15 protein-coding genes are annotated in these 20,518 nt (G+C 41.0%); 7 read left to right on the forward strand and 8 right to left on the reverse strand.

Translation table 11 applies throughout. The features are described 5' to 3' along the window. The 7 genes from ACSQ6I_RS13670 to ACSQ6I_RS13700 all read left to right on the forward strand — a co-directional run. Nucleotides 1-1,325: AMP-binding protein (locus ACSQ6I_RS13670; RefSeq protein WP_438890862.1), on the forward strand; the 1,325-nt coding region annotated here is incomplete at its 5' end. Further along, complete coding sequence (locus tag ACSQ6I_RS13675; RefSeq protein WP_438890863.1) at nt 1,322-5,881, forward strand: amino acid adenylation domain-containing protein; 4,560 nt, start codon at nt 1,322-1,324, stop codon at nt 5,879-5,881. The genes ACSQ6I_RS13670 and ACSQ6I_RS13675, both read left to right, overlap by 4 nt. 87 nt (nt 5,882-5,968) lie before the next feature. Continuing rightward, on the forward strand, nt 5,969-6,835 hold the full coding sequence (locus ACSQ6I_RS13680) for a class I SAM-dependent methyltransferase (RefSeq protein ID WP_438890864.1): 867 nt from the start codon (nt 5,969-5,971) through the stop codon (nt 6,833-6,835). Nucleotides 6,836-6,994: 159 nt separating this feature from the next. Then, nucleotides 6,995-8,395 (forward strand): aspartate aminotransferase family protein, encoded by a 1,401-nt coding sequence (locus ACSQ6I_RS13685; protein ID WP_438890865.1) that lies wholly within the window; start codon nt 6,995-6,997, stop codon nt 8,393-8,395. A 273-nt stretch (nt 8,396-8,668) separates the two neighbouring features. Continuing rightward, a complete protein-coding gene (locus tag ACSQ6I_RS13690; RefSeq protein ID WP_438890866.1) occupies nt 8,669-9,142 on the forward strand; it encodes a hypothetical protein in 474 nt (157 codons plus the stop codon). Further along, nucleotides 9,139-9,726: a siderophore biosynthesis protein gene (locus ACSQ6I_RS13695; RefSeq protein WP_438890867.1), complete on the forward strand. Its 588-nt coding sequence runs from the start codon at nt 9,139-9,141 to the stop codon at nt 9,724-9,726. The genes ACSQ6I_RS13690 and ACSQ6I_RS13695 overlap by 4 nt, the downstream gene beginning before the upstream one ends. Before the next feature lie 35 nt (nt 9,727-9,761). Then, on the forward strand, nt 9,762-10,031 hold the full coding sequence (locus tag ACSQ6I_RS13700; RefSeq protein ID WP_438890868.1) for a hypothetical protein: 270 nt from the start codon (nt 9,762-9,764) through the stop codon (nt 10,029-10,031). A gap of 5 nt (nt 10,032-10,036) precedes the next feature. Here the strand turns inward: ACSQ6I_RS13700 and ACSQ6I_RS13705 are convergent, their stop codons facing one another. From ACSQ6I_RS13705 to ACSQ6I_RS13740, 8 genes are all read right to left on the reverse strand, one after another. Then, nucleotides 10,037-11,344 carry an MFS transporter gene (locus ACSQ6I_RS13705; RefSeq protein WP_438890921.1) on the reverse strand — a complete coding sequence of 436 codons (1,308 nt, stop codon included), beginning with the start codon at nt 11,342-11,344 and terminating at the stop codon, nt 10,037-10,039. A gap of 154 nt (nt 11,345-11,498) precedes the next feature. Beyond that, nucleotides 11,499-12,500: a sucrase ferredoxin gene (locus ACSQ6I_RS13710; RefSeq protein WP_438890869.1), complete on the reverse strand. Its 1,002-nt coding sequence runs from the start codon at nt 12,498-12,500 to the stop codon at nt 11,499-11,501. Further along, on the reverse strand, nt 12,497-13,501 hold the full coding sequence (locus ACSQ6I_RS13715) for an ABC transporter substrate-binding protein (protein ID WP_438890870.1): 1,005 nt from the start codon (nt 13,499-13,501) through the stop codon (nt 12,497-12,499). Before ACSQ6I_RS13715 ends, ACSQ6I_RS13710 begins: the two co-directional genes overlap by 4 nt. A gap of 76 nt (nt 13,502-13,577) precedes the next feature. Then, entirely contained in the window at nt 13,578-16,244 is a 2,667-nt protein-coding gene (locus tag ACSQ6I_RS13720; protein WP_438890871.1) for a TonB-dependent siderophore receptor, read from the reverse strand. Between the two features lie 166 nt (nt 16,245-16,410). Beyond that, the gene (locus ACSQ6I_RS13725; RefSeq protein WP_438890872.1) at nt 16,411-17,424 is read right to left on the reverse strand and encodes a helix-turn-helix transcriptional regulator; all 1,014 of its coding nucleotides are present in this window, start codon (nt 17,422-17,424) and stop codon (nt 16,411-16,413) included. Between the two features lie 411 nt (nt 17,425-17,835). Then, complete coding sequence (locus tag ACSQ6I_RS13730; protein WP_438890873.1) at nt 17,836-18,687, reverse strand: M90 family metallopeptidase; 852 nt, start codon at nt 18,685-18,687, stop codon at nt 17,836-17,838. A 143-nt stretch (nt 18,688-18,830) separates the two neighbouring features. Continuing rightward, complete coding sequence (locus ACSQ6I_RS13735) at nt 18,831-19,316, reverse strand: gluconokinase (RefSeq protein WP_438890874.1); 486 nt, start codon at nt 19,314-19,316, stop codon at nt 18,831-18,833. 89 nt (nt 19,317-19,405) lie between these two features. Then, a complete protein-coding gene (locus ACSQ6I_RS13740) occupies nt 19,406-20,374 on the reverse strand; it encodes an ROK family protein (RefSeq protein WP_438890875.1) in 969 nt (322 codons plus the stop codon). Nucleotides 20,375-20,518: the final 144 nt, after the last annotated feature.

Consider the following 20,518-nt stretch of genomic DNA (forward strand, 5'->3'; position numbering starts at 1 on the left):
GGCTGTGTAATCGTTTGTTGTGGATGCAAGATACTTATAAATTAACACCACAAGACCGGGTTTTACAAAAAACTCCTTTCAGTTTTGATGTTTCAGTTTGGGAGTTTTTCTGGCCATTAATCACCGGAGCAAAATTGGTAATTGCCCAACCAGGAGGACATCAAGATAGTGCTTATTTAGTCCAACTAATTGCTCAAGAGCAAATCACAACGGTGCATTTTGTCCCTTCCATGCTGCAAGTGTTTTTAGAGGAGTTAGGGTTGGAATCTTGTAGCTGTCTCAAACGGGTGATTTGCAGTGGAGAAGCTCTAGCTAAAACTTTACAAGACCGCTTTTTTGCCCGTCTGGATGCTGAATTGCATAACTTGTATGGCCCAACGGAAGCAGCAATTGATGTGACTTTTTGGCAATGTCAGCCTCATAGTCAATTGCCATTTGTGCCTATTGGTCGCCCCATTGCTAATACCCAAATTTATATTCTCGATAGCCAAGGAAAACCTACTCCTGTGGGTGTACCTGGGGAATTACATATTGGTGGGGTTGGACTGGCTAGAGGTTATTTAAATCGTCCAGATTTGACCAAAGAGAAATTTATTCCCCATCCTTTTAGTGAGGAATTAGATAGTCGTCTTTATAAAACTGGTGATTTAGCTCGATATTTATCTAATGGTGAGATTGAATATATTGGTCGTGTTGATTATCAAGTTAAGATTCGCGGCTTTCGGATTGAATTAGGAGAAATTGAATCAGTTATTAGTCAACATCCAGATGTGCGAGAATCTGTAGTTATAGTTCACTCAGATAAAGCGGATTTTCAACGTTTGGTAGCATATCTAGTTCCCTACTCAGAACAAGAGTTGATAATTGCTCAATTGCGGCAATTTTTAGAATTGAGACTGCCAGATTACATGATCCCAAATGTGTTTGTCATGCTTGAGGCATTACCATTAACACCTAATGGCAAAGTAGATCGCAAAGCTTTACCTATACCCGATACATTTCTCAGAGATAGTGAAGTTGTTTTTGTTCCACCACGCACATCTATAGAGAAAACATTAGCTGCTATATATGTTGATGTTTTAAGACTAGAAAAAGTCAGCATTCATGACAATTTCTTTGCCTTGGGAGGACATTCTTTGTTAGCAACTAAAGTTATTTCTCGGTTGCGTGAAGCATTCAAGCTGGAGTTGCCTCTGCGGAGTTTGTTTGAGCGACCAACTATAGCTGGTTTAGCAGAGCGGATAGAAACAATGCGTTTAGCTCTCACCCAGGTTTCGCGGTCTTCTCTCATTATGCAGCCAGGTCGAAAGGAAATTGAATTATGAAAACTATTGATGAATTTTTATCTTATCTTTATAGTTTGGATGTAACACTTTGGGTAGAAGATCAACGCCTACGTTGTAATGCTCCAGAGGAAGTATTGACCCCAAACCTCAGCAGTCAGATTTCTGAACGCAAAGCCGAAATTTTGGAGTTTCTCACCCAAGCTGAATTAACTTTCAATTCACAAGCTCAGTTTATTCTTCCCATTTCTCGAACGAAAAATATCCTCTTATCTTTTGCTCAACAACGGCTTTGGTTCATCGACCAAATGGAACAAAATAGTTCCTTTTACAACATACCTGCTGCGGTGCGTCTGGTTGGTTTATTGAATTTACCCGCTTTTGAACAAAGCTGTCACGAAATCATCCGTCGTCATGAAGTTCTGCGTACTAATTTCCAGGCTTTAGACGGTCAGCCATTCCAGGTAATTAACCCCTTTGCCCCCAGGGTGCTGCCAGTTATAAATCTGCGAGATTTGAGTCAAGAGGAGCGGGAAATTGAAGTTTTACATTTAGCTCATGAGGAAGCCCAAAAACCTTTTAATTTAGCTCAAGACCCCCTGCTACGAATTACTGTTTTGCATCTAGATGAGACTGAGTATGTAGTGCTGTTGACTATGCATCATATTATCTCCGATGCCTGGTCTATAGGCATTTTCCTGGGAGAATTAAAGGATTTGTATACAGCTTTTTGTGATGGAAAACCATCCCTACTTCCAGAATTATCTATCCAATATGCTGACTTTGCTAATTGGCAGCGTCAGTGGTTACAGGGTGATGTACTATCGGCTCAACTTACTTACTGGAGGCAACAACTTGGCGGTAATTTACCGATATTACAATTGCCTACAGACCGTCCTCGTCCCAGAGTTCAGACATTCCGGGGTGCGAGTAAATCTTTTTGTTTGTCTCTTGAACTGACTGAGGCGCTGAAAGTTCTGAGTCAAAAGAAAGAAGTTACTCTTTTTATGACTCTACTAACGGTATTTAAAGTCTTACTCTACCGTTACACTTCTCAAGTAGATTTATTGGTTGGTTCACCTATTGCTAACCGGAATCGGGTGGAAATTGAAGGATTGATTGGCTTTTTTGTCAATACTTTGGTGTTGCGTACTGACCTTTCTGGCAACCCAACTTTTTGGGAATTACTCGGTCGGGTGCGACAGGTGACTTGGGAAGCTTACGATCATCAAGATTTGCCTTTTGAAAAATTGATAGAGGAGTTGCAACCTGAGCGGGATTTGAGCTACAGTCCTCTGTTTCAGACGATGTTTGTGTTACAAAATACGCCTGATCTAGATATCATACTTCCTGATTTAACTATTACTCCCCTAGCCCAAACAAACTCTACTGCTAAGTTAGATCTAATTCTAGATATGCGTGAAACTTCCGCAGGATTGACGGGGGTATTAGAATACAACACAGATTTGTTTGATGATGTAACTATTGACCGCATGGTGGAGCATTTTCAAACTTTGGTATTGGGTATTGTTAATGATCCAGAACAGCGAATTGGGGAATTACCTTTATTAACGATATCTGAACAGCATCAGTTGTTGGTGGAGTGGAATGATACTCAAACAGATTATCCCCCAGATTTGTGCTTCCATGAGTTATTTGCAGCCCAAGTTGCACAAACTCCAGATGCAGTTGCAGTGGTTTTTGGGGATCAATATTTAACCTATCGGCAGTTAAATCAACGGGCTAATCAACTGGGACAATACTTGCAAAAGCTGGGTGTAGTACCTGAGACTATTGTGGGAATTTGTGTAGAGCGATCGCTAGAAATGATCGTAGCATTATTGGGCATCCTCAAAGCTGGTGGGGCTTATCTACCTTTAGATCCTGCATACCCCCAAGAACGCTTGGCTTTCATGTTGTCAGATTCTCAAATCCCGATTTTATTGACAACTCAGAATTTAGTTACAAGACTACCTGATTATTCAGGACAAATAATTTCCTTAGATGCAAACTGGGAAAAAATTAGTCAATACAGTGATGAAAACCCAATAAGTGGCGTAACAACCAAAAACCTAGCTTATCTAATTTACACCTCCGGTTCTACGGGAAATCCCAAGGGTGTGTTAGTTAATCATGAGGGATTGGTAAACTTAACCCAAGACAAAATTCGCACTTGTCGCGTCAAACCTGATAGTCGCGTCCTCCAATTTTTCTCCTTCAGTTTTGATGCTTCTATCCCCGAAATAGTTATCGCGCTTGGTTCTGGTGCAGCCCTCCACTTAGCAACCCCAGAGGAGTTACAACCAGGAATGCCCTTAATGCGGTTATTGCGCGAACAAGCTATCACCCATATCACCATACTTCCGTCAGCCCTAGCAGCATTAACGCCTGAAGATTTACCAGCGTTGCAAATGGTGTTAGTAGGAGGAGAAGCGCCTTCTGTAGAAATGATCGAACAATGGTCAAAGGGGCGACTATTTATTAACGCCTATGGCCCCACTGAAACGACGGTAAACGCCAGTATGGTGGAATGTGGTAATGGGGGTCAAATATCGCCTACTATTCGTCCTGCTGCCAATAAGCAGTTATACATTTTAGATAGCCAGCATCAACTTGTCCCTGTGGGAGTTGTGGGTGAAGTATACATTGGTGGAGTTGGTTTGGCACGGGGTTATCTCAACCTTCCTGAAAAAACTGCGGAGGCTTTCATTTCCAACCCGTTTAATCATCAACCAGGTAGCCGTCTTTACAAAACTGGGGATTTAGGTTGTTATCTCAAAGATGGTAACATCAAGCTTCTTGGTCGTGTCGATCATCAAGTTAAAATTCGTGGTTTTCGCATTGAACTGGGAGAGGTTGAAGTGTTGCTTTCCCAACACCCAGCAGTCCGAGAAACTGTGGTTGTAGTTCAGGATCATCTTGGTGAAAAACGTCTAGTGGCTTATGTTGTTCCTGAGTCAGAAACTATTCCTACTACCAGTGATTTACGCCGCTTCATTGAAAAAACTTTGCCCAAGTATATGGTTCCTGCGGTTTTCGTGATCTTGCCAGGCTTACCATTGAATCCTAATGGTAAAGTAGACCGTCGCGCTTTGCCAGTACCTGAGACGATTCGACCTGAGTTAGACGCAGTTTATGTTGCTCCTCGTACCCCAATAGAGTCGATTTTGGCGGAAATTTTTGCTCAGGTACTTCGGGTTAAGCAGGTGGGTGTTGATGATGATTTCTTTGAGTTGGGAGGACATTCATTACTGGCAACACAATTAATTGCTCGTTTGTTCAAGGCTTTTCAGGTAGAGTTAACGGTGATTGATCTGTTTGAAGTGCCGACTGTTGCAGGTTTGGCTGAACGGATTGAAAATATCCAAATTAGGGGAATTGTACCTGAAAATAGTGGTGAAACTTTAGCATTGCTGAGGGCTGATGCTGTTTTAGACTCGACAATTTATCCTCCAACTGTAGTCACCCAAAACTGTGAAGTCAATTCTATTTTATTAACTGGAGCAACTGGTTTTCTGGGAGCTTTTTTACTGCACGAACTCCTGCAACAAACATCGGCAGTTATTTACTGTTTGGTGAGGGGAAAAGATAGGGAGTCAGCTAGGCAAAAGCTACAAAAATGCTTGGAGTCTTATTTACTTGGGGATGAAGATTATAGTCATAGAGTTATTCCTGTGCTTGGAGATTTATCACAGCCTTTTTTGGGTGTTGGTGAAGCAGAATTTCAAAAGATGGCTGAGTGCATTGATGTAATTTATCATAATGGCGCTTGGGTAAATCATGCTTCTCCCTACTCGTTACTGAAAACTACCAATGTTTTTGGAACTCAAGAAGTTTTGAGGTTGGCCTGTGAGGTGAAAACTAAACCTGTACATTTCATGTCTGCTACCAGCGTTTTCTCTGCGGTGGGTGATTCTGGTGTGAAAGTAGTCCGAGAAGAGGATAATATTGATGATGGACAAGTACCATTGGGTGGTTATAACCAAAGTAAATGGGTTGCCGAAAAATTAGTGACTGAAGCTGGTTTGCGGGGTCTTCCTGTTTGTATTTATCGACTAGGACGCATATCAGGACACAGCCAAACAGGTGTGTTTAATGTCAATGACTTTTTGTACAGGTTAATTATCGGTTGTGTGCAGTTAGGGAGTATTCCAGATCAGGGAATGATGCTGGATCTAATTCCGGTAGATTATACCAGTCAGGCTATTGTTCATTTATCAAAGCAATCAGCGTCCTGGAATCAGGCTTTTCACTTCGTTCATCCTCAACCTGTTTGTTCAAGTGTACTATTTGAAAAAATGCGATCGCTTGGATACTCTATTCAGCAAGTTGGTTACGACCAATGGCATACACAACTACTGAATATAGCCGAAAATTCACCCGAACACGCTTTATATCCCTTGGTTTCACTTTTTCCCAGCAGATTCTCTCCAGCTAAAACCACGGATAACACAGTTTTAAAATTTGATTGTCAAAATACACTCGATGGACTTACAGGTACATCTATTACCTGTCCACCTATTGATGAAAAGTTGCTAAATACCTACATTTCATATCTCATCGATCATGGTTTTCTCGCTTCTATATCGGTGCATTAGAATTTAGATATTTTTCCCTCACACTTTAGAAGCAGAAAAGAATCAATTGTTTGTTTTTTATCTTATTTAATTCAAGGAACATATTTGATGAATTCACAAATGCGCTACACAGATTACGACCCTTGGGCTTGGTTATATAACGAATCAGAAGCACACCTAGCCTCTCGTCGTTTGTTACCAAAATTGGAACAATTAGTCTTATCACATCTTCCTGTCGGAGGGCAAATTCTTGACCTTTGTTGTGGTACTGGACAATTAACAAATCTGCTAATTCTCAAAGGTTATCAAGTAACTGGACTTGATGGTTCAGAAAAGATGTTGCACTATGCTCAAAAAAATGCACCTAATGCTAAATTTCTTTTAGGTGATGCACGCTCATTTGAATTACCAAATACTTTTGATGCAGTTATCTGCACTGATTCTGCTCTTAACCATATCATGAGTCTTGAAGAACTTAAAAGTGTTTTTCGTAATGTGTATGCAGCCATGAAAGAAAACACTAGATTCTTTTTTGATTTAGGTCTTGAAAACCGATATCGCAACATAGTATTCAATGATGGTGAACTCCAAGAGAACTATGCCTGGAGTGTTGGTGAAACCTATAATGCAGAAGCAAAAATAGGTACATTTACAATCACTATCTTTCAACCAAATAATAGTCAATCAAGTAAAAAATATAAACAAATTGACTTGATTGTACAGCAGATAAAACGCTCTGTTTACAATAATTTTTTGCGCTATCTGAAACCCTCAACATTATTACAACTACTAGATCAAGACTGGGGGCATTCTGCAATTACTTTTTCCGTAAAACCTTATTCTCAAGCAGAGATTAAATCAGCATTATCAGAAGTTGGTTTTACAAATGTTAATGCCTATAATCATAAACTTGGTTTAGCTACTGCTAAAGACAATAAATTAGTATATTTTGTAGCTCACAAATCAAAAAAATAGCTGTGCTTCGTAATTCTTACTTCCAATTTGCAGGAAATCAAACATCCCATAAATTGAAAGCTATTCAATTAATAAATTAATGTGATAGCTGCAAATTTAATTACGAATTAGCAATTATTTGATCAACTTAAAATAAGCAAAAGGAAGGATAGAAATTTAATGCAAGTAAAAACACCAGATATGAAACAGCAACATTTGACAGCGTTAATTGAACGCTATACCAAACGGACACAGACTTCAAAAAAAATGACCCAAGCCTATCGTCCGTTACTAGCTGACCCCAGAGTACCAGACTGGTTTAATCTTTCCACAAAAGAGATGTGCTATCTAATTGTGGGAAAAAAAGCTAAAGGATCTCGGATTTGGGACATTGATGATAATGAATATGTAGATATCATTATGGGATTTGGAGCCAATCTTTTAGGTCACAATCCACTGTTTATTCAAGAAGCAATTATAGAGCAACTGGAGAAAGGAATACCCCTGGGACCTCAATCGGAAGTGGTTGGTGAAGTAGCTCAATTAATTAGTGAAATGACAGGTATGGAACGAGTCGCTTTTAGTAATACAGGTACAGAAGCTGTAATGACAGCGATTCGTTTGGCGAGAGCGGCTACAAAGCGCAGTAAAATTGCTATCTTTTCGGGTGCTTATCATGGTCATTTTGATGGTACTTTAGCTAAAGCTCAAACGAATAAAAATTCTGATGTAGTACCTATAGCACCTGGAGTTTTGCCAGGTATGATTGAAGATGTCTTGATTTTAGATTATGGGAGTTCTCAGTCATTAGAGATTATCAAAACCTATCAAGATGAATTAGCAGCTGTATTGGTTGAACCTATACAGACGCGACGGCCAGATTTACAGCCTCAAGAGTTTCTACAACAACTCAGACAACTAACACAAAAATCAGGTATAACTTTAATTTTTGATGAAATGATAACTGGTTTTCGCTTGCATTTGGGCGGCGCTCAGGCTTGGTTTGGTGTGGAAGCAGATATAGCAACTTACGGTAAAGTTGTTGGTGGGGGAATGCCGATTGGTGTGATTGCTGGCAAAGCTATCTACATGGATAAAATTGATGGTGGTATGTGGAATTATGGTGATACTTCTTCCCCTGAAGTAGAAAGAACATTTTTTGCTGGTACTCACTGTAAGCATCCACTATCTATGGCTGCGGCTTGGGCAGTTCTTAAGTATTTAAAATTGCAAGGTTCTTCTCTACAAGAAGAATTAAATCAACGGACTGCACAATATGTAGAACGATTAAATGTCTTTTTTACAGCCAAGCATTTACCTATTCGCATGGCTAATTTTGGCTCATTTTTTGGACCAATTTTTCGGGAAGAATTTTTGTCTGGGGACGTTGCTTCTATAATGATGGGTCTGGATTTATTGCGCTATCACCTGTTTGATAGAGGAGTTTTGCTGCGAGGTGAGGGCGGGGGTTTCTTATCCACATCTCATACAGATGAAGATGTTGACTATATTGTGCAGGCAATGAAAGATAGCATTAATGAAATACAATCGGCAGGGTTTTTCCCTAATGGTAGTGTTTGAAAATGTGGATTAAACAAAATACAAAACTTTTGTTTTGTATATGCATTAGCAATACTCACAGGACTTACGCAACTGGCACATTGGTAAGGTGCATCAGATATCAAAAATCTAGTAAATAAACGGATTTTTGATATCTGACGTGGTTGGTGAGCTTGCCGAACCACACCCTACAATAGATTTCTGGTGTGACACGCAACTTTAGTCCTAACTCAGTCCTTTTTTCGGTCAATAGGGCTATCAATGCATCAACCCTAATATAAATTCTGCCCTGATATGACCAAAAATCATTTTTCTGTCCAACTACATTTACTTGTTCCTTGGGATTTACCTATCGAGCAGGAACTCAATGAAGTTGATAAAACTAAGTTATACGAAGCACTTAATCAGTTGTTACTGGCTCTTAAACAACCTGGAGTTCAAGAAGCACTTATTATCGTTAATCAAGCATTGGCAAACTTGGAAATAACAGATGTAATTACAGCAGAAATATCATCTACAGAAACTTCTCTGAAAACTGTTGAGGTGGAAGATTTTGATAATTATTTTGGTGTGATGCATATCCAAACTCAGGAACCTGCTATCTGTCTGGTGAGGAGTTTACTTTTAGTGTATAGAAATTTTCTGGAACTTAGTCAAAATTTTGATGATTTCGACCCTATCCATATAGAAATGCAAAAGAAAGGATTTGAAACTTATACATATTTGTTATCAAGAGTTTTTAGTTTATGTCTGGAGAAAATTTCATGATTGATATTAAAAATGATCCGCAACAAATTTGGGAAGGATTTCATTGGTCATTTTTTATTAATACTCAAGGTTTGATTATTTGTTTGAGTCGGTTTGAAATGAATCTGGCATTAGGCAACATCCCAGCGGCACAAATTGAGTTAGAAACGGCGGCTGAATTGATGATGGCATCGGGAGCAGCGATGGAGCTTGCTGGCAGTTTTAGTAGGAAAGAGTATGAAAGTCAAGTACGTCCGACAATGGCTCCTCCTTACGTTCAATCTAATGACTTCAGTGGACTTATGTCTTGGGAGCATTCTTGGCTGGTGAAGATATGGAAAAGACTCCGACCGGTGTTTGAACGATTACCGCCTGATCTTGAGCCTCAACATCACAAATTAGTAGCTGCTTATTTTAGTTTGGCTAAGTCCCATAAAGCTGTTTGTGAAAAGTTTGGTGGTGGTGAAGCTGGTAGCTTAAGATGTGACAATAGTACTGCTGTGGATGTATTGGATAGATTTTCTCAAAATCGCTGGCGGTTGATTGACCCGAATTTTAAAGTATCTGCTGGTTGTCCGTTCCATCAAAATGAAAAAGCAAATTAATCAGTATTTTGAAATTGATGCTATGAAAAGAAAGTTTGAAATTACTGTTTGAGGCACTTGAGGAATTGGAATTAGGTTGTCAAGTAGCGATCGCTCATCTTCCTATAAAATTTTTTATTGATGCCCATCCAGAAATTGAGCCTGACCAAGACTACCTGACTTGTCTGCGTTCATGCTTAATCAAACCAGAACACCTTGACTGGGTAGAGGATATCTGGCAAATATTGCAGCAGGTAAACAACCAAATACTAACTCCTGAACTCCTGACTCCTTGCCCTGAGCGAAGCCGAAGGGCTGACTCCTGAACTCCTCAAGAAACATCAGCATCATGATCAGGCAGAATATCCTCCACATTCCGCAGTTTTGGAAAAAAATAGCCACTAATCCCAACTGACACAACGCATATTGAAGTAATTACATACAAAAGAGCCATACCACTACCAGTTTCTGTACCAAAGACGGGACTCAAGGTAGATGACAACAGTCCGCCTGGTTTCATCGCTGGTTCAAAAACTTTGTCAGCTAGTGGGCCAGCAATTAAACTAGCAACTGTACCAATAATCATGCCCATTGTATGGTCAGCAGCAAAAACCCGCCCTTGGATACTTGGCTCAACTTTGGCATACCAAATGGCAATACTGGAACTAAATAATAGGGGAAGGTTGAAAGCAGAACAAAAACTAGTACCAATCCAAATTAATGGTATTTGACCTATACCTAATAAAATTTTGCTCAAGCCAGTACCAATAAAACCCAGCAGCATCCCGTTAATTCGGCGCTTAAATCCTCCCCAAATACTTAAAAATGAGCCGCCAACCACGCCACCCACTCCAGCCGCAGTCATAACCACACCTAAAATCTCGGTGTTACCACCTGTGCGGGCGAGAATCATGGGCTGAAAGATAGTTTCCGCTAATTGGTGAGCAAACCAAAAAAACGAGAATGCGATCGTCATGGACAACAAACTCGGTCGTGACAGGATGTAGCGAAAACCAAAGGCTAACTGTTGCCAAATTGTTTCCCCTTCTTTGTTGCTTGTCTCTGTACTAGCAGGTTGAGGTATGGAAAGGAAAATAACTGTTCCTGCGGCTATAGCAAAGGTAGCAATATCAATCACAATAATGCCTAATAAACCGATCGCTGGATAAAAAATACCAGCTAAGGCTGGAGAAATGATTGCGGAGGCGTGTTGAACCAAAGAACTCATACTACTAGCACGAGTGTAATGCTGCTTTGGAACCAGCAAAGGGATAGAAGCAGAATAGGCCAGATTTTGGATATGTCCAAAGCAACCAGATATGGCAACTAGCAAGTAAAGATGCCAAATTTGTAAATTGTTAGTAGCGTAGAGCAATCCAATGATGATGGTACAGAGAATGGCGATGGTGTCGCCCAAAATTATTAGATATTTACGGCGATAACGGTCTACGAGAACTCCAGCAAATAAAGAAACAAATATGAGTGGGAGTTGGTAAAAGAAACTAAATAAGGCTATGGTTGTCACCTCTCCAGTTAATTGCCAAACCCAAATAGTCAGAGCAAAGCGAGTCATGGCGCTGCCGATCGCAGAGACGATCTGACCGCACCAAATAATCATGAAGGTACGCACGGCAAATATGGAGAATGGGCTACTAAGTAGGCAGGGGGCAGGGGGCAGGGGGCAGGAGGCAGGAGGCAGGAGGCAGGAGGCAGGAGGCAGGAGGCAGGGTGCAGGGTGCAGGGGGGAAAGAATGAAACACCAATGGTTTGTATCAAGCTTTTCGTGAAATGGATTACACAGTCATCAGTTGCTTAATGGCATACTGTTTCACAGCTTCTAAAGGTTGTTCTTCACCAGAATTAAAAGCAGTCATTACTTGACCACAAGCTTCCACTCTTGCTAAATAACTACCTTGGCTGCTGTGATCTGGAGAGGTGAAATCAATGCGAACTTCTGCCCAATCTGCATTCCACTCATCGTTTGTTGTATCTTGAGCTAATACTTGACCAGATTTGTGGTATCCAAGCCATTCCCAGCCATGCTGCATCCAAATTTCGCGCTCGACTATTTGCTCAAATTTTGTCATTCCTGACCAACCCCGATAAAACTGGCGCAGTTGTTTAACTGGGGTGTTACGCCAAACTAAGGCATCTAAAATATCTGGTTCAATATGTCCCCAAAATTGTCCTGTGGGCAGGTCAAACAGAGTCGGTGCAAATTGATGACCACCAATGTGAGAACAGCGCCAAACTCGCAAATTTCCAGAAGATGCGGCTGCATACTCCTGGCGTAACTTTTGATAAATAGGATAACCGAACCGAGAACAAGCAACATCTACATTTCCGTGGGTACAAACCAGAATCTCACGAATGTGATTTTGAGGCTGTTGGTATGGTTGAAATTGATCTAGGTCGTTGGGGTGTTCTAAAAAACCGGCAGTAAACTGACCGATGTGACTTTCAGGGATTAAAAATTCTTGCTTTTCAAACTCAGCAAAGCTTGTTGTAGGGCGTTTGTAATGTAGGGCGCGGACATATCCGGGGATAGAATACTCTCGGTCAGGTGCGATCGCAATTGGCATGACTGGGATGTGCCGATTTTCCAATTCATGAAATAAATCGTGAACTTGGCTGAGAATTGGATCGCTGTGCAAGTGTTCTTCTGTCCAGGGTAGTGCGGCTTCCACAACTAACCAAGTATCGCTTTTATTCGCTGTACCAATAGGGTCTTCACCGTTATTTTTGGAAACAACAGAGCAAAATTGACAATCGGATAAGAGTTTTGGGGTTGTCATTTTCCTGGGGGGGAGAGTAGTTGTTTTTGTAGTTCATTGAGGTAAAGTTCTGTACCAATTGGCCCTGGTAATCCTAGACAAAGATAGGCAGGGATAAAATATACTCGACCTTCCTGACTCGCTGGCATAATTTGAGCGATCGCATTTTCTGACCACTGCTGCTTGAGTTTTTTCAGTTGAGGTTCAAAGTAATTCTTATTACTAGGATGAAGTTGGCTAAAGTTTCCTCCTAGCAAAATAATTGAATCTGCACTACGAAATTCGGGCAACTTTTCTATAGAAAGTGGTGGGGGAATACTTTTATTTGACGGCACCAAACTTTGCGGAGATACTAATTTAAATCCCAAATTTGTCACCATAGAATCACAGAAACTATCACGGCGGGGAAACCTCAGTTGCTCTGAAATCGACTGACCAAGAGAGACTAACATCAGCACTTGAGGATGATCTGCCACAATAGGAGACAATGCTTTTTGAGCAGCAGCTAATCGCTGTTTACTTTCAGCTAATATTTGTTCTGCTTTTTCGGAACGTCCCAACAATTTAGCAATTGCTCGCAGATTATTTGCAGCATTAAACCTGGGAAATAACAGTGTCGGAGCAATTTTTGAAAGCATCTCATACTGTTCTCTATTGTATTCAGTACCTACAATTAAATCTGGTTTAACTTTGAGTAATGCCTCAACAGAAGGACTATTAGCAATGCCTACATTAACTAACTGACCAGATAATCTCTCCCCCAAATAGGGAATTTGCTGACTGGGATTGTTATAATCACCCCGATGCAATGGGATATAATCAGCAAATCCAACTGGTTGTACATCCAGGGAAAGTAGGAGTTCTAATGTATTGGGGCTAAGGGTCACAATTTTCTGAGGTTGACCACAAATCTTGGTTTTCCCCATTTCATGTTCAATAACTTGGCATTCGGTGCTGGAATGCCATTGTTTACTAACAGTATGTTGAGTTCCCCGATTCACGCAAGCTGTGATCATCAACATGGTGATTATAGCCAGCAAAAAAAATTTTAAGCTGGTCAATATAATCCTCAATGTTTTTTTCGCTTTCATTTATTTCCTAAAATTCCACCGCAATTGAGCCAACTACAGTAAATGGTTGCCCTGGTTCAATAGAGCGAGTTCTGGTCAACGTGGCAGCACTACTGATATAGTCGATATCGAAGAGGTTGTTAAAGTTCAGCCCAACTCGCCAGTTATTTTTGCGATAAAATAGAGCCGCATTAGTTAGGAAATAACTATCTACCTCGAAATTATTTTGGAAGTTGCCAAACCGCTTGTCAACATAATTGAAGCCAATTCCAAAACCTAAGCCTTGTAAACTACCCTCTTGAATTTCGTAGGTTGTCCACAGATTGGCAGTATGTTTGGGAGTGCCTGGTAAGCGATTACCAACAGGTATGGTATTATCTTCGGTAATTTCGGTATCAGTATAGGCGTAGCCAGCAATAATGTTCCATCCTGGTGCAATTGTGCCAGTGGCACTAATTTCAAGACCGCGACTTTTCTGTTCACCAGTGGCTACAGATGCTCCCAAAACGTCAGGGTCAGCTGTGGATACATTCTGTTTGGTAATGTCAAAATAGGCTAATGTCGCCAAAAGATTGCCTTGGAGTAATTCAGCTTTGATACCGATTTCGTAACCTGCACCACGTTCTGCTTCTAAATAATTGTTGTCAGCATCGACAGCAAAACTTGGCACAAATGAGCGAGAGTAGCTAGTGTAAACAGAAACATTTTTGAGCGGTTTATAAACCAGACCAATTACTGGACTGAAGGCATCATCGTATTTAGTTGCATCTGTCAGAAGATCTTTAAAATCGACGGTATCGTAGCGTAACCCGGCAAGCACCATAAATTGTTCATTCAATGCTATTTGATCTTGCAAATAGAAGCCTAATCTGGTGAATTCCTCATTCATCCTTCTGGGCGTTAGAGTGGCAAAATTTGTTCTAGGTGGAAAACCGTAGACTGGGTTAAAGATATTTAAGGTAGTTGATCCACCTCGAAAAACTGACGTATCTACAACACTCTTGTTAAAATCAACACCAGCTAGAAGTGTATGTTTGATAGAACCTGTAGTAAACTTACCAACGGCATTAGTTTGCAGTGAATACTCATCTGATTGCGACTCTTGTAGAGCATAGGTGCGAGTGAGAATTCCTGTGGTTTCATTCAAGGAACCAGGAAGGGTGGCTTGAAGTGTTGCATCTTGTTTGACATATCGGAAGGCATTGCGTAGAGTCCAGTTATCACTAAAGCGATGGTCTAAGTTATAGCCAATGTTGAGAGAAGACGAATCAATAGAGTCATTAGGATCGTTGAAAATGCGACTATAAGGAACATCAGCCAGACCATTGCCAAAAGCAATTAGACCAGTATCAAACGGTCTTGTTCTATCGAGATATTCCAGGGAAAAGTTTAACTTGGTGCGATCGCTAATATTCCATGTCAAACTAGGTGCAATAAAGAAATTTTCCGTTTCTGTATTAAAGTCACGAAACCCATCTTCTGTTTGGTAAACCGCATTCAACCGATAGAGTAATTTGCCATCAGAGGTCAAAGGCCCAGAAATATCAAAGCTAGGCCGTACCAGTCCATAACTACCAAATTGAGCTTTAACTTCGGCAAATGGTTCTGATAATGGTTGTTTTGTAACCAGGTTAATTACTCCACCAGGGTCTAGCTGACCATACTGCACTGAAGCAGGGCCTTTTAAGACTTCAATCCGTTCTAGATTTGACGCTTCTGGCGAAGAAAAGTTGTCGTATAATCGAAAGCCATCGCGTAAAATCGGGAGGCTGGCAGTACTAAAACCGCGAATTGTTATTCGATTACCTACAATAGAGTTAGCACTGCCAACCACGCCAGGGACATTGCGGAGTGCCTCATCTATGCGAGTAATTTGCTGGTCTTTCAGTATTTCTTGAGGAATAACCTGAATTGACTGAGGAACATCAATAAGTGGTGTATCCGTGCGGGTTACTGTTGCCGTATTAGGGACTTGATATCCGGTTTTTTCCCCTGTCACCACCAATTCAATTGGCTCGTCTGCTGCTGCTGATGGCTGTTCTGGCTGGGTTTCACCCTCTGACTGTGTTGCTGCTGATGGCTGTTCTGTCTGGGTTTCACCCTCTGATTGAGTTGCTGGCTGTTGGGGTGGTGATGAAGCGACAACAGGTGTCAAACCAAAAATTAATCCCTCATCACTATCAAACAACTCGGCAGTTGGTAAACTTGTTTCACCAATTATGCTGACTCGGATAGTATTATTATCTTGATTTGTGGCAGTAATCTCAGTAATGCCTGCTATGGGATTCTCAGAACGAAATGTGAAGGATTCTCCACTCGGTAAACGTAATTGTGCATTAGCAATATCAGTGATGTAGCTATTACCAGTACTGCGATTTGTAAGCTGTAATTTGTCTCCTTGGGAAGTTTCTAGAAGTATCTCTACACCTTTATCGGTGGGATTAGCTTTCACACCAGTTACCTGTATAACTGCTGAATTTGCTTGAGATAGCCATCCTTTTACAGTCCTAGTGGGACTAACAAAGTCACTGAGGTAGGGAATATTGTCTACTTGCCCTTCTACAACCTTCTGTCTTTTTTTGGTGGGAGTGAGGGATTTTTTTCCTTCCACTTCCATCTTGCTGATACTTTCAGCCCATACAGGTTGAACAGCGACAAGGGCTAATGCTCCTGCTAGGAAAATTGATATCTTCATATTTTACGTCCTGACGAATCCTTGCAACTAAACCCCGATCAGGCTAGTTAGCTATTAGTTAAGAATCTTTTGCAAAAGTGAGTGAAAAAATTATACGAAGTTAACCTCTAGAATTTCTTTGTGAAACGGACTTTTTTCTTTGTGAAACGGACTTTCTTAAAAAAGGTTAGTAATTTTTACCCATTTGATAGGCTTTGGGACCGACTGCAAATTTGCGTCGGAATGCCACGCTAAATGCCTCTGGATTGGTATAACCTATGGCTGTGGCAACTCTGGCAATTGACATATCCCGTTTTTTCAGCAACTGTTGGGCTTGTTGTAACCGATAGTCTTGTAGGTAGCCGAAAACTGTTGTCCCAAAGACTTGGCGAAATCCCTGTTTTAGTTTGCGCTCGTTAAGTCCTACTTGTCGGGCTAACTCTAATAGGGTTGGGGGGTTATTCATTGTCCGGATCAAAATATCTTTTGCTGCATCTAGTCGCTCAATGTCATCTTTTCGTAACTTTGCCGCAGCTGACTGATGTGGGGTTTCTGTCCAATTGGTAAACTGTAAAATCAATAATTCCAGAGCTTTGGCTTCAAGATACATTTGCCTGATAATTCCCTGATAAGGGCAACACAGGATTTGCTTGAGTATTTCTTGCATTGCGATAGTGCTTTTACCAAAAGATTGATGAAACTGTGTTGGTGAGCCTGTTTCAATCATCTGCCGCAATATTTCTGGTAGGGATTCATAATCCGAATTGAACAATCTGAAATAGTCGATATCTGCGTAGATCATTACTAACTGGATTTGTTCTTCCGCCCGCCATTCCTCGTATTCTAAGACATTGGGCAAGCAGTAAAGGTAGTTATAACCGTGGGTTTCTTCATAGTCATTATTAATACCTATAGCACTCGGTGTTGTGACTCTAGAACAACTGGATAGATAAAATTTTGCCGTGAGTGGAAATGAAGACTCATGTTGCTGTTCTAATCTTAGAGGTTGCCGCAGTTGGGCTTGTCTAATATGAATAATCAGTCCGTTACGCAACTCAGTAATGCGATCGACTCCTCTGCCAAAACACTTTGGCAATCTATAGATTCTTTCAGAATCAGTTTGATGATGGATGATCTCACCATTGTGTTGAGCTTCTTCAACTAAATCCGTATAAGCTTGTTGTGAAACTGAAACTGTCATGGCGATCCTACTCGATAACTAATAATATTATTTCTCAATAATGTATTTAATGCAGATATTTTAGCTAAGGGAACACCAAAAAATAAATTACCCAAAAATCGTAGGGTGGGTTAGGACGTTAGTCCGTAACCCACCATAAATTTAGGGGATAATGGTGGGTTATGCTGCGCTAACCCACCCTACGAATTGGGGATTTTTTTATTTGGAAGTCCCTAAAACAAAAAAAAGCCTCTCACTTACCCAGAGAGAAGTGAGCAAATCCACCCCGACTAATAACGACTAACACTCGTTGAGTAAGTGGGGCAGGTGACAAATTGCCAAACTCTTATGGATTAATATAAGCAAAAATACCAGGAACTGTTGCTCAAAAGGCTCAGGCTCTTGGTTTGCCACTCATCCCTGTTTAAAAACCTACTGAACGTGTTTCTTCAGAGAAGGATAATTCCACTGCACAGGATCTAATTGGTAATAATGTTGTAGTTGCTGATAAACTGCCGGATGATGAGATAACAATTGGTGTGGTTTTTCAAAGAAAGTCTCAGTCGCTACAGCAAAAAATTCTGCGGGATTCGTTGTGCCATAACTATCTATAACAGTATTTATACCTTGGAGAATATCATGACAAAGTTGCTGATATGCTTCGGTCATCACCTTAGCCCAAATTGGATAGTCTGAGTTGCGTTGCAAAATAGGAACACCTTTAGCTTTTCCATCTTCTTGATCTAACTGATGAGCAAATTCGTGCAGGACAACATTACGTCCATCTTGCCAGCTAATAGTGTCCTGTTTTACCTGTTCCCAAGACAATATTAATTGGTCTTTTGTCCACGATTCTCCTAGTCTGGCGACACGCCTTTCCTCAACAATATAATCGCCAATAGCAGCAGTTTCCTTAACAATATACGCACTGGGATAAACCAGAATTGAACGCAGTCTGGGGAAATATTGTCTTCTTTCATTGAGTAGAAGTAAACAGGCAACAGCAGCAATAATCAGTTTCATTTCCTCTGTCACTTGTAAACCTCTACAGCCGATAAATTGCTTTTCGGTTAAGAATACTTGAATATGTCCTTGTAGTCGTCTTCGTTGTTCGGAAGAAAGACAGAAATAAATGGGAAGATTATTTTCAATAATGGCATTCCAAAGAGGAGAAAAAGAACGATTTTTTAGACGGTTTCTTTGTTTAATAGTGAGAATTGGCTTGACTAAAATAAGAGTAATTATTAGCCAAATGATGAGAAAGACAATTATTGTTTGAATCATTGATTTTTGAGTAAAAAATAATTTTCTGAAGCTTTAATATCAATAAAATTTTGGATTGCTAAAGAAGTGAGTGTGTGAATTTTTAGACGTTTAATCTATTGTTATCACTGCTCTTGATGTTCCGTGGAAAGGTGAACAACTAGCTACAGGTAATTTTTTATTTCCTGAACGATCGCCTCTAAATTCTGTGAAACGTCTACATATATAGCTTCTGCGGCAGTTGGTTCTTCCAAAGTAGCGAACTGGCTTTGCAAAAGATCGGCTTTCATGAAATGACCAATGCGATCGCCTAATCTCTGTTCAATCAACTCATAACTACCTTGGAGGTAAACTAACTTTACCCGTGGATCATTGTCACAGAGAATCTGGCGATAGCTGACTTTGAGTGCGGAACAGGCAAGGATGGCATTTTTATCTGCTTGTAGCCATTGAGCGATCGCATCTCCCATCGTCTGTAACCAAGGTATGCGATCGGCATCAGTTAGTGGCTCTCCCCGACTCATCTTTTCCTTGGCTGCGGCTGAATGAAACCAGTCTGCATCGCTAAACTCCCATCCCATTGCGGCTGCAAGTGCTTGACCAATCGTGGTTTTGCCTGATCCCGCAACTCCCATCACAATTACAATCATAATTTCCTCAATCTAAACTCAAATGGATCGGCAGATTCTGTCCACCATTAATGAGAGTCTGATCAAGACGACTAAATCAATAGCATTCTTCACCGGATAACATCTAAACCCAAGGCCACCGCCCCCCATAATGGCGCATCATCACCTAATAACGCCCGCACAACTTCAAAATTAACTTCTGGTAGTGCTGTTTCCTGTGCTACCTTGCGTACTGTTGCCCAAAAACTATCCCCAGCTTTAGTGACACCACCACCTAAAACAAAGCGTTGGGGATTCATCAGATTAGCTACATTGCCAATACCCACACCTAGCGCCCAAGCGGCTTTGTATAAAACTGCCTGTGCTAATTCATCCCCTTGAGCAGCTGCTGTACTGACTACTTGTCCTGTGATCAGGTTTAGATCATTACTTACTAAATCCCTGAGTATTTCTCCTCTTGTACTAGTTGGGGAATTATGAGCTTCTTTCTCTAAAAGTTCCCGTGCATTTTGTGCCATATAGGGGCCAGAAGCTAAACGTTCAACACATCCCCTTTTTCCACACAAACATACTGGTCCAGCGGGATCTACAACCATATGACCAATTTCTCCAGCCATACCTAATGCACCCCGCCACGGCTTCCCGTCAAGTATCCAACCTCCACCTACACCGGTGCTGATGGTGATGTAAAACAGACTATCGTATCCCTGTCCAGCCCCAAAGCGATGTTCACCGATAGCTGCCACATTAGCGTCATTATCTATGCTGACAGGAGCATGATATTCTTCTTCTAGGAGTAGTTTGAGAGGAATGTTTTCCCAGCCAGGGACATGATGAGAAAGCCTGACTAGTCCGGTGGCTGCGTCTACTGGGCCACCAAAGCTGACACCGATGGCATCAGGTTTACTTCTATCTAGCACAGAATCAATGAGCGATCGCATAATTTCTACATCACTCAAAGCATCCGCATTTACAGGTGAGAGGCGATTTTCATGGCGCAACCACTCTCTGGAACCAGCTTTCACCGTCGCTGCTGCCAGTTTAGTTCCGCCAAAGTCAAGAGCTAATATTAACGTCATAACATTTTCCCAATAGGGCATTGTATATTGGGCATTGGGTATCGGATCGCCAAAACTATCCCCCAATCCCTATTCCCCATTACCTATTATCACGTCAATCAACCCTTGCAATCGTGCATGATGTCACCCTTTACAATAAATTTG

The organism is Anabaena sp. WFMT (assembly GCF_051781005.1).
Classification (GTDB): Bacteria; Cyanobacteriota; Cyanobacteriia; order Cyanobacteriales; family Nostocaceae; genus Anabaena.